This window comes from Paraclostridium bifermentans (assembly GCF_019916025.1).
Lineage (GTDB): Bacteria > Bacillota > Clostridia > Peptostreptococcales > Peptostreptococcaceae > Paraclostridium > Paraclostridium bifermentans.
In genome coordinates, this window is record NZ_CP079737.1 from 561211 (window position 1) to 572581 (window position 11371).

7 protein-coding genes, 1 tRNA gene and 3 rRNA genes are annotated in these 11371 nt (G+C 37.6%); all 11 read left to right on the forward strand.

Going from position 1 to position 11371, the window contains the following annotated elements; translation table 11 throughout:
• Positions 1–8: 8 nt before the first annotated feature.
• The 11 genes from potA (at position 9) to KXZ80_RS02835 (ending at position 11312) form a co-directional block, all read left to right on the forward strand.
• Positions 9–1052 (forward strand): spermidine/putrescine ABC transporter ATP-binding protein, encoded by a 1044-nt coding sequence (gene potA / locus KXZ80_RS02785; RefSeq protein WP_021431829.1) that lies wholly within the window; start codon positions 9–11, stop codon positions 1050–1052.
• Positions 1053–1055: 3 nt separating this feature from the next.
• Positions 1056–1895 (forward strand): ABC transporter permease, encoded by an 840-nt coding sequence (locus KXZ80_RS02790; protein ID WP_021431830.1) that lies wholly within the window; start codon positions 1056–1058, stop codon positions 1893–1895.
• A gap of 98 nt (positions 1896–1993) precedes the next feature.
• Entirely contained in the window at positions 1994–2668 is a 675-nt protein-coding gene (locus KXZ80_RS02795; RefSeq protein ID WP_334292041.1) for an ABC transporter permease, read from the forward strand.
• 2 nt (positions 2669–2670) lie between these two features.
• Positions 2671–3717, forward strand: coding sequence for an ABC transporter substrate-binding protein (locus tag KXZ80_RS02800; protein ID WP_038284851.1), 1047 nt, complete (start codon positions 2671–2673; stop codon positions 3715–3717).
• A gap of 101 nt (positions 3718–3818) precedes the next feature.
• Entirely contained in the window at positions 3819–4472 is a 654-nt protein-coding gene (locus KXZ80_RS02805; RefSeq protein ID WP_052011289.1) for a glycoside hydrolase family 73 protein, read from the forward strand.
• A 199-nt stretch (positions 4473–4671) separates the two neighbouring features.
• A 16S ribosomal RNA gene (locus tag KXZ80_RS02810) occupies positions 4672–6173 on the forward strand.
• Positions 6174–6231: 58 nt separating this feature from the next.
• Positions 6232–6307, forward strand: a tRNA-Ala gene (locus KXZ80_RS02815).
• Between the two features lie 165 nt (positions 6308–6472).
• Positions 6473–9387 (forward strand): 23S ribosomal RNA (locus KXZ80_RS02820).
• 61 nt (positions 9388–9448) lie between these two features.
• Positions 9449–9565: ribosomal RNA gene (rrf, locus tag KXZ80_RS02825) — 5S ribosomal RNA — on the forward strand.
• Together the 16S, 23S and 5S rRNA genes with 1 tRNA gene alongside form the textbook arrangement of a ribosomal RNA operon.
• 377 nt (positions 9566–9942) lie before the next feature.
• On the forward strand, positions 9943–11055 hold the full coding sequence (wecB, locus tag KXZ80_RS02830) for a non-hydrolyzing UDP-N-acetylglucosamine 2-epimerase (protein WP_021431995.1): 1113 nt from the start codon (positions 9943–9945) through the stop codon (positions 11053–11055).
• Between the two features lie 74 nt (positions 11056–11129).
• Complete coding sequence (locus KXZ80_RS02835) at positions 11130–11312, forward strand: hypothetical protein (RefSeq protein ID WP_021431996.1); 183 nt, start codon at positions 11130–11132, stop codon at positions 11310–11312.
• The last annotated feature ends 59 nt before the right edge of the window (positions 11313–11371 follow it).

Here is an 11371-nt window from a genome sequence, read left to right on the forward strand (position 1 = left end):
TGATATATTTGTTAGAAAACATAATAGAATTAAAAAATCTATCTAAAAGATATGATGACAATCAAGTTTTAGATAACTTGAGTTTAGACATTAAGAAAAATGAATTTTTAACATTATTAGGACCAAGTGGATGTGGAAAAACTACAACGCTTAAGATAATAGCTGGATTTGAGTACGCTGATGAAGGTAAGGTATTATTTGAAGAACGTGATATCACAGATATACCACCTCATGAAAGACAAATAAATACAGTATTCCAAAAATACGCTTTATTTCCTCACATGAATATATATGAAAATATAGCTTTTGGTCTTAAAATAAAAAAACTACCTAAAGACGAAATAGATAAAAAAGTAAAAGAAATGCTTAAATTAGTTGCACTTGAGGGGTTTGAAAGAAGACAAGTAGAATCGCTAAGTGGAGGACAACAGCAAAGGGTAGCTATAGCTAGAGCATTAGTAAACGAGCCTAAAGTTTTATTACTAGATGAACCTTTAGGAGCATTAGATTTAAAACTAAGAAAAGAAATGCAAATGGAATTAAAAAAAATACAAAAAAAATTAGGAATAACATTTATTTTTGTAACTCATGACCAAGAAGAGGCTTTAACTATGTCGGATAAAATAATTGTTATGAATAAAGGTAAAATTCAACAAATGGGAACTCCTCAAGATATATACAATGAGCCAGAAAATTCATTTGTTGCTAGATTTATAGGTGAAAGTAATATATTTGATGGAATTATGTTAGAAGACTATTTAGTAGAATTCTGTGGGAAGAAATTCAAGTGTGTAGATAAAGACTTTGAAAAAAATGAAAATATTGAAGTTGTAATAAGACCGGAAGATGTAAAAATGGTTGAACCAGAAAAAGGAATGTTAAAAGGAAAAGTTACGTCAGTATTATTTAAAGGTGTTCACTATGAAATTGAAGTTAATGAAAACGGAAGAATGTGGATACTACATAATACACAAAGTGCACAAGTTGGAAGTGAATTAGGGTTAGATATATATCCAGAAGATATCCATATAATGAGAAAAGTGAGCGAATAGATTATGAAGAAAAATAAATCAATTCTTGCTTACCCTTATATAATTTGGAGTGCACTATTTATAGTAGTACCTTTAATTCTTGTGCTGGTTTTCAGTTTTACAGTTGAAAATGGAGATAAGCTGATATTTTCTTTAGAAAATTATAAAAGATTAATTAACCCTATATACTTAAAAGTATTTTTAAGATCTATAGTTTTAGCTGGATCATCAACAATAATATGTTTATTAGTTGGATATCCAGTTGCATATATAATTTCTAAGGCACATATAAGCAAAAGAAATACTTTAATATTATTATTCATACTTCCAATGTGGATGAACTTCCTTTTAAGAACATATGCATGGGTTGCTATTTTAGGTAAAAATGGAATATTAAATTCATTCTTAGGATTATTTGGAATAGAGCCTGTTACATTACTTTATACTAACTTTGCAATATTACTTGGAATGGTATATAACTTTTTACCATTTATGGTACTACCAATATACACATCATTATCAAAAATGGATAATGACTTAATTAATGCAGCTAGAGACTTAGGAGCTAATAGCTTCCAAGTTTTCACTAAAGTTATATTCCCACTTAGTGTACCTGGAGTTATTTCAGGAATAACTATGGTATTTATGCCAGCTGTAACTACATTTGCTATCTCAAGATTATTAGGTGGAGGTAAATTTATGTTACTAGGAGACTTAATAGAGCAGCAATTTACAGTAGTTGGAGATTGGAACTTTGGATCTGCGATATCGATATTTATGATGATTGTAATATTAATATCTATGGCAGTTATGTCAAGATTTGAAGATGACAGTGATAAGGAAGGCGGTGGGTTATTATTTTAAAGAAATTAGCATCGAATATTTACTTAACATTAGTGTTTTTATTTCTATATGCACCAATAATGGCGCTAGCAGTATTTTCATTTAATGATTCTAAATCTATGGCCCACTGGAATGGATTTACATTTAAGTGGTATAAGCAACTTATTCATAATGATAGTATAATGAATGCGTTATATTATACTTTGTTAGTAGCTATAATTTCATCTATAATAGCTACAATAGTAGGAACTATAAGTGCTATAGGAATACATAAAATGAGAGGTAAAAGAAGAAAGTTAATACTTAATATAAACTATCTTCCAGTATTAAATCCAGATATAGTTACAGCAGTAGCATTAATGAGTTTGTATGTATTTTTAAAATTAGAATTTGGATTTACGACTATGTTACTATCTCACATAATGTTTAGTATTCCTTATGTAATACTATCAGTGCTTCCTAAAATAAAGCAACTTCCTCAAAATATAGAAGAGGCTGCTATGGATTTAGGAGCAACACCTATGTATGCTTTAAGAAAAGTTGTTTTACCTCAGATAAAACCAGGGATAATATCTGGATTTTTAATTGCGTTTACAATGTCTATAGATGACTTCATAATAAGTTTCTTTAACACTGGAAATGGAGTTAGCAACCTGTCTATAGAGATATATGGTATGGCAAGAAGAGGAATAAAACCTGAAATTAATGCACTATCTACAATAATGTTTACAGTTGTATTAATTTTACTTTTAATATCAAATAAGAAACAATCTATAGTAAGGAGTGATAAATAATTATGAAATTAAGAAAAATATCAATTTTAATTACTATAGGTTTAATGGTTTCAACTATGCTTACTGGATGTGGGGCTACAGATTCCAAAAAAGTTTTGAATGTATATAATGTCGGAGATTATATAGATGAAAATATAATAACTTTGTTTGAAGAAAAAACAGGAATTGATGTACAGTATGAAACTTATGATACTAATGAAATGATGTATCAAAAAGTTAAAAGTGGAAGTACTAATTATGATTTAATATTCCCATCTGACTATATGGTTGAAAAAATGAAAAGTGAAGGACTTCTTCAAAAAATAGATTTTAAAAATATACCAAATATGAAGTATATAGACAAAAGCTTTTTAAATCCTATATATGATGAAACTAATGAATATAGTGTTCCATATATGTGGGGAACTTTTGGTATATTATATAATAAAAAAATGGTTAAAGAACCAGTTGATAGTTGGGATATACTTTGGAATCCTAAATATAAAGGGAATATAATGATGTTCGACTCAGTTAGAGATACTATGGGAATATCATTAAAAAGATTAGGGTACAGTATGAATACAACTAATCCTAAAGAAATAAATGAAGCAATGAAAGAGTTAATGAAACAAAAAGATTTAGTATTAGCATATGTAAATGATGAAGGTAAAGATAGACTTTTAGGAGAAGAAGTGGCTATGGGTATTGCTTACTCAGGAGATGCAGTGACTTTAATGGAAGAAAATCCTAATTTAGCTTATGCAATACCTAAAGAAGGTACAAATAAATGGGTAGATGCAATGGCAATACCTAAAAGCGCACAAAATAAAAAGGAAGCTGAAATGTTTATAAACTTTTTATTAGATCCTGAAATTGCAAAGATGAATGCTGAATATATAGGATATTCAACTCCTAATGTAGGGGCTTTAAAGTTATTAGATAAAGAGGTAACTTCGAATCCTGTTGCATATCCACCTAAATCTGTTATGGATAAGACTGAAACATTTATTGATTTAGGAGACAAATTAAGATTATATGACGAAGCTTGGATAAAGCTTAAGTCTAAATAAAAAAAGCTCATTTAAATGAGCTTTTTTATTTTTTTGCATAAATTAGCATATAAAAGTTTACAAGATGATATTATAATATAAATTAGAAAGTGGAGGGTAGCATGGGGATAAGAAAAAAGAGAAACTTTAGAAGAAAATTTAAGATTAATAATAAAAAAAATAAAGAGTTGCTTCAAAGTCTTAGTTTGATTTTAGTTTTATCATTTGTTGTGGGAGGAATATACACTGTATATGAAAATAAAAATTACGAAAAAAAAATAGCTAAAATAGAGTCATTGAAGATCGAAGAGGAAAAAATTAAATTTATTAAAGATATTGAAAAAGAAGCTGAAAGTAGTTATAAGGAATATGGGGTATTGCCATCTATAACTATATCTCAGGCTATACTTGAGTCTGGTTGGGGGCAATCAGAATTAACAAAAATCAGTAATAATTTATTTGGAATAAAAGCGGATAAAAGATGGAAAGGTGAAAATGTAGAAGTAGCAACATCAGAAAATTATAGTGATGAAGTAATGGCTAAATTCAGAAAATACAACTCATTAAATGATTCAATAAGAGATCATGCAAAGTTTTTAAAAGAAAATCCGAGATATGCAGAACATGGTTTGTTTGAAGGAAAAGACTATAAATCACAAGCTCAAGCATTAGAAGATGCAGGTTATAGCACTAAAAAAAATGAACAAGGGGAAGCTATATATGCAGATATGCTAATAGATTTAATAGAAAGATATAACTTAAATTTAATAGATTAATAAAAAAATATAAAAAAGTGTTGACTTCAAAAAAAAAGGATGATATTATTATACATGTGCTCAAGAGAGCATGAGTTAAGAACTTTGAAAATTAAACAGTAGGTTAATTATAAAAATTCTTTTTTAAAGAATTAAACACAAACAACCAAGCCAGATATTCAGATAATGATTAGCTGAGCGATGGACAACTTTTTAAATTATATTTGAGAGTTTGATCCTGGCTCAGGATGAACGCTGGCGGCGTGCCTAACACATGCAAGTCGAGCGATCTCTTCGGAGAGAGCGGCGGACGGGTGAGTAACGCGTGGGTAACCTGCCCTGTACACACGGATAACATACCGAAAGGTATACTAATACGGGATAACATATGAAAGTCGCATGGCTTTTGTATCAAAGCTCCGGCGGTACAGGATGGACCCGCGTCTGATTAGCTAGTTGGTAAGGTAATGGCTTACCAAGGCAACGATCAGTAGCCGACCTGAGAGGGTGATCGGCCACACTGGAACTGAGACACGGTCCAGACTCCTACGGGAGGCAGCAGTGGGGAATATTGCACAATGGGCGAAAGCCTGATGCAGCAACGCCGCGTGAGCGATGAAGGCCTTCGGGTCGTAAAGCTCTGTCCTCAAGGAAGATAATGACGGTACTTGAGGAGGAAGCCCCGGCTAACTACGTGCCAGCAGCCGCGGTAATACGTAGGGGGCTAGCGTTATCCGGAATTACTGGGCGTAAAGGGTGCGTAGGTGGTTTTTTAAGTCAGAAGTGAAAGGCTACGGCTCAACCGTAGTAAGCTTTTGAAACTAGAGAACTTGAGTGCAGGAGAGGAGAGTAGAATTCCTAGTGTAGCGGTGAAATGCGTAGATATTAGGAGGAATACCAGTAGCGAAGGCGGCTCTCTGGACTGTAACTGACACTGAGGCACGAAAGCGTGGGGAGCAAACAGGATTAGATACCCTGGTAGTCCACGCCGTAAACGATGAGTACTAGGTGTCGGGGGTTACCCCCCTCGGTGCCGCAGCTAACGCATTAAGTACTCCGCCTGGGAAGTACGCTCGCAAGAGTGAAACTCAAAGGAATTGACGGGGACCCGCACAAGTAGCGGAGCATGTGGTTTAATTCGAAGCAACGCGAAGAACCTTACCTAAGCTTGACATCCCACTGACCTCTCCCTAATCGGAGATTTCCCTTCGGGGACAGTGGTGACAGGTGGTGCATGGTTGTCGTCAGCTCGTGTCGTGAGATGTTGGGTTAAGTCCCGCAACGAGCGCAACCCTTGCCTTTAGTTGCCAGCATTAAGTTGGGCACTCTAGAGGGACTGCCGAGGATAACTCGGAGGAAGGTGGGGATGACGTCAAATCATCATGCCCCTTATGCTTAGGGCTACACACGTGCTACAATGGGTGGTACAGAGGGTTGCCAAGCCGCGAGGTGGAGCTAATCCCTTAAAGCCATTCTCAGTTCGGATTGTAGGCTGAAACTCGCCTACATGAAGCTGGAGTTACTAGTAATCGCAGATCAGAATGCTGCGGTGAATGCGTTCCCGGGTCTTGTACACACCGCCCGTCACACCATGGAAGTTGGGGGCGCCCGAAGCCGGTTAGCTAACCTTTTAGGAAGCGGCCGTCGAAGGTGAAACCAATGACTGGGGTGAAGTCGTAACAAGGTAGCCGTATCGGAAGGTGCGGCTGGATCACCTCCTTTCTAAGGAGTAATTACCTACTGTTTAATTTTGAGAGTTCTTAAATGAACTTTATATTGTGGGGGTGTAGCTCAGCTGGGAGAGCACTTGCCTTGCACGCAAGGGGTCAGGAGTTCGATCCTCCTCATCTCCACCATATTAGTACTTAATTGTACTTTAGTACTTTGAAAACTGCATAACATTTAGTGATGATTAAATAAACCAATTATAAGAGAAGAAAACTCTTTAAAAAATAACACTTTTAAGCAATGGGACATGAGTCATATTGACGAATGGACATTGGCGAAGTCATTTAATAACTGGTCAAGTTATTAAGGGCGCAGGGCGGATGCCTTGGCACTAAGAGCCGATGAAGGACGCGATAAGCTGCGATAAGCTTCGGGGAGTTGCACGTAAACTTTGATCCGAAGATTTCCGAATGAGGAAACTCACTTAGAGTAATGTCTAAGTATCATTAAGTGAATACATAGCTTAGTGAGGGGAACCCGGGGAACTGAAACATCTAAGTACCCGGAGGAAAAGAAAGAAATTCGATTCCGTAAGTAGCGGCGAGCGAACGCGGAATAGCCCAAACCAGTGAAGTTTTCTTCGCTGGGGTTGCGGACACATCATCAACAAAGAGGTATCGTAAACGAAGAGAGTTGGAAAGCTCCGCTATAAAGTGTAATAGCCACGTAGTTGAAACGAGAAGACTTTAGATGTGATCCAGAGTACCACGGGACACGTGAAACCCTGTGGGAAGCAGGAGGGACCATCCTCCAAGGCTAAATACTACTTAGTGACCGATAGCGCATAGTACCGTGAGGGAAAGGTGAAAAGAACCCCGGGAGGGGAGTGAAATAGAACCTGAAACCCTGCGCTTACAAGCTGTGGAAGCACTTTATATGTGTGACCGCGTACTTTTTGTAGAACGGGCCAACGAGTTACGATAGTAAGCTAGGTTAAGTACTTAAGGTATGGAGCCGTAGTGAAAGCGAGTCTTAAATGGGCGTTAAGTTTGCTGTCGTAGACCCGAAACCGAGCGACCTATCCATGAGCAGGATGAAGCGAAAGTAAAATTTCGTGGAGGTCCGAACCCACGAGCGTTGAAAAGCTCGGGGATGACTTGTGGATAGCGGTGAAATTCCAATCGAGCTCGGAGATAGCTGGTTCTCCCCGAAATAGCTTTAGGGCTAGCCTCAAGGTTGAGAAATACGGAGGTAGAGCACTGAATATCCTAGGGGGCATTGCGCTTACCGAAGATTATCAAACTCCGAATGCCGTTATTTTATACTTGGGAGTCAGACTGTGGGTAATAAGATTCATAGTCGAGAGGGCAACAGCCCAGATCGTCAGCTAAGGTCCCTAAATGTAAGTTAAGTGGTAAAGGATGTGGGATTGCATAGACAACCAGGATGTTGGCTTAGAAGCAGCCACTCATTTAAAGAGTGCGTAATAGCTCACTGGTCGAGTGATCCTGCGCCGAAGATTACCGGGGCTAAAACTTACTACCGAAGCTACGATATCATTTATGATAGGTAGGGGAGCTTCCTATGCAGGCTGAAGCATGACCGTAAGGACGTGTGGACAGTATAGGAGTGAGAATGTTGGCATGAGTAGCGAGACGTGGGTGAGAATCCCACGGGCCGTAAACCCAAGGTTTCCAGGGGAAGGTTCGTCCGCCCTGGGTTAGTCGGGACCTAAGCCGAGGCCGAAAGGCGTAGGTGATGGACAACAGGTTGAGATTCCTGTACCACCGATAATCGTTTGAGAGATGGAATGACACAGTAGGATAAGCTAACCACACTGTTGGTTATGTGTGGCTAAGTACTGAGGCAGTCAAGGCAGGCAAATCCGCCATGATAATGCTGGGGTACGATGGGGAGCGAAATTAAGTAGCGAAGTAGCTGATTTCACACTGTCGAGAAAAGTTTCTATCGAGATTAAAGGTGCCCGTACCGCAAACCGACACAGGTGGGTGAGGAGAGTATCCTAAGGCCAGCGAGAGAACTGTTGTTAAGGAACTCGGCAAAATGACCCCGTAACTTAGGGAGAAGGGGTGCCACGTTAGGGTTAACGCCCGAGGTGGCCGCAGAGAATAGGCCCAAGCGACTGTTTACCAAAAACACAGGTTTCTGCTAAGTCGCAAGACGATGTATAGGAGCTGACGCCTGCCCGGTGCTGGAAGGTTAAGGGGATCTGTTAGGATTTATCCGAAGCAGTGAACTTAAGCCCCAGTAAACGGCGGCCGTAACTATAACGGTCCTAAGGTAGCGAAATTCCTTGTCGGGTAAGTTCCGACCCGCACGAAAGGCGTAACGATTTGGGCACTGTCTCAACAACAGACTCGGTGAAATTGTAATCCCGGTGAAGATGCCGGGTACCTGCGACAGGACGGAAAGACCCCATGGAGCTTTACTGTAGCTTGACATTGAATTTTGGTGCTACATGTACAGGATAGGTGGGAGGCTATGAAATCGGGACGCCAGTCTCGGTGGAGCTATCCTTGGGATACCACCCTTGTAGTACTGAGATTCTAACCAGATACCTTGAATCAGGTATTGGGACACTGTCAGGTGGGCAGTTTGACTGGGGCGGTCGCCTCCCAAAGAGTAACGGAGGCGCTCAAAGGTTCTCTCAGCACGGTCGGAAATCGTGCGTAGAGTGTAAAGGCAGAAGAGAGCTTGATTGCAAGACATACAGGTCGAGCAAGGACGAAAGTCGGACTTAGTGATCCGGTGGTTCCGCATGGAAGGGCCATCGCTCAACGGATAAAAGCTACCCTGGGGATAACAGGCTTATCTCCCCCAAGAGTCCACATCGACGGGGAGGTTTGGCACCTCGATGTCGGCTCATCACATCCTGGGGCTGTAGTAGGTCCCAAGGGTTGGGCTGTTCGCCCATTAAAGTGGTACGCGAGCTGGGTTCAGAACGTCGTGAGACAGTTCGGTCCCTATCCGTCGCAGGCGTAGGAAATTTGAGGAGACCTGTCCTTAGTACGAGAGGACCGGGATGGACGTACCTCTGGTGTACCAGTTGTTCTGCCAAGGGCATGGCTGGGTAGCTATGTACGGAATGGATAAGCGCTGAAAGCATCTAAGCGCGAAGCCAACTTCAAGATAAGATTTCCCACCGTAAGGGTAAGATCCCAGGAAGACTACCTGGTTGATAGGTCGGAGGTGTAAGTGCAGCAATGTATGTAGCTTACCGATACTAATAGATCGAGGACTTGACCAAGATTATTTAATCTTAATAAATGTTATTCAGTTTTTAGAGTACTAACTCTAAATAAAGATTATGCGGTTATTACAGCAAAGAGGATACACCTGTTCCCATTCCGAACACAGAAGTTAAGCTCTTTAGCGCCGATGGTACTTGGTGGGAAGCTGCCTGGGAGAGTAGGACGTAGCCGCGTAATCTTTTTTATTTTACGTGGATTTGTGTGGTGGTTAGGATTTAGTTTGCACTTGGGTCATAAAGCTGAAAAGATGCTTTGAATGACCACGGCGTTGCAAACTAAATCCTAACCACTTTTTGTTGTGTAAAATAAAAAAGGATTACGCTTGTACAGTATGAGATAAAGGATAAGAAAAGATGCTTTAAATGACCACTGAGTTGCAAACTAAATCCTAACCACTTTTTGTTGTGTAAAATAAAGAATGATTACGTTTGTGCGAGATGGGATTAAAATAAAATATAGGAAATAGGGAAAATATATTTAAAGGTATCTATATTTGGATATAACTATACTTAGTTAAGATTCGAATAATAAATTTAAAGGAGATGATAGCTTTGAATAAGATTAAGGTTATGACCGTTTTTGGAACGAGGCCAGAGGCCATAAAAATGGCGCCTTTAGTAAAAGAACTCGAGAGTAGAGAAGAAATTGAAAGTATTGTATGTGTAACAGCTCAACATAGACAAATGCTAGATCAAGTTTTAGATATATTTAATATAAATGCAGACTTTGATCTGAATTTAATGAAAAATAATCAGACGCTAACATCTATAACAGTTAGTGCATTAGAAGGAATAGATGAGGTAATAAGAAGATCAAAGCCAGATATAGTGTTGGTACATGGAGATACGACAACAACATTGTCTGCTAGTTTAGCAGCATTTTATAATAAATGTGATGTTGGACATGTGGAGGCAGGGCTTAGGACTTATAATAAATACTCTCCATATCCAGAGGAAATAAATAGACAAGTTACAGGCATTATAGCAGATATGCATTTTACTCCAACTAATACATCAAAGGAAAATTTAATAAAAGAAGGAAAGTGTAGTGATGATATTTATGTAACTGGAAATACGGCTATAGATGCTTTAAAAATAACTATAAAAAAAGGGTATAACAATAAAATATTAGATAAAATTAAAAGTGACAGAATGATTCTACTTACTGCTCACAGAAGAGAGAACTTGGGCGGAAATATGGAAAATATATTTAAAGCCATAAATAAGATAGTAAGCGAATTTAATGATGTTCAAGTAGTATATCCTGTACATTTAAACCCTAAAGTTAAAACTATTGCTGAGGATATTTTAGGTAATAATGAGAGAATACATTTAATAGAGCCTTTAAACGTTATAGATTTTCATAATTTTATGAGCAAGTCTTATTTAATAATGACTGATAGTGGAGGTATCCAAGAAGAAGCTCCGTCTCTTGGAAGACCAGTTTTAGTTCTTAGAGATACAACGGAAAGACCTGAAGGAGTAGAAGCGGGGACATTAAAATTAGTGGGAACAAATTCAAAAGATATATATGATACGGCAAAGGAATTATTAATAGATAAAGAAAGCTATGAAAAAATGTCTAAAGCTTCAAATCCATATGGAGATGGTCTTGCAAGTAAGTACATCGTTGATAGTATAATAAAAAAATACTTGAATAAATAGGTAAAAGTGAATAAAAACAGTAAGTCCAATAAATAATTATAATATAGACTAAATTGTTTAATTGGAGGAATTTTATGTATAGAGTTGTATTAAAGTGTATTAATACAGATTATCTAAATGAGAACATGATATTTGATTGTCAGTATATTGATTTTGATAGTTCAAAGTATAGGTTTGAAAATATAGTTATGAATAATTTTGTTATAAAAGACTTTGAAGTTAATAATGAAGATATAGCATTGATAAAAATAATGTAATAAGTGTGTAGTTATAACTACACACTTATTACATTATACGGACAATTTTAATAACAGTA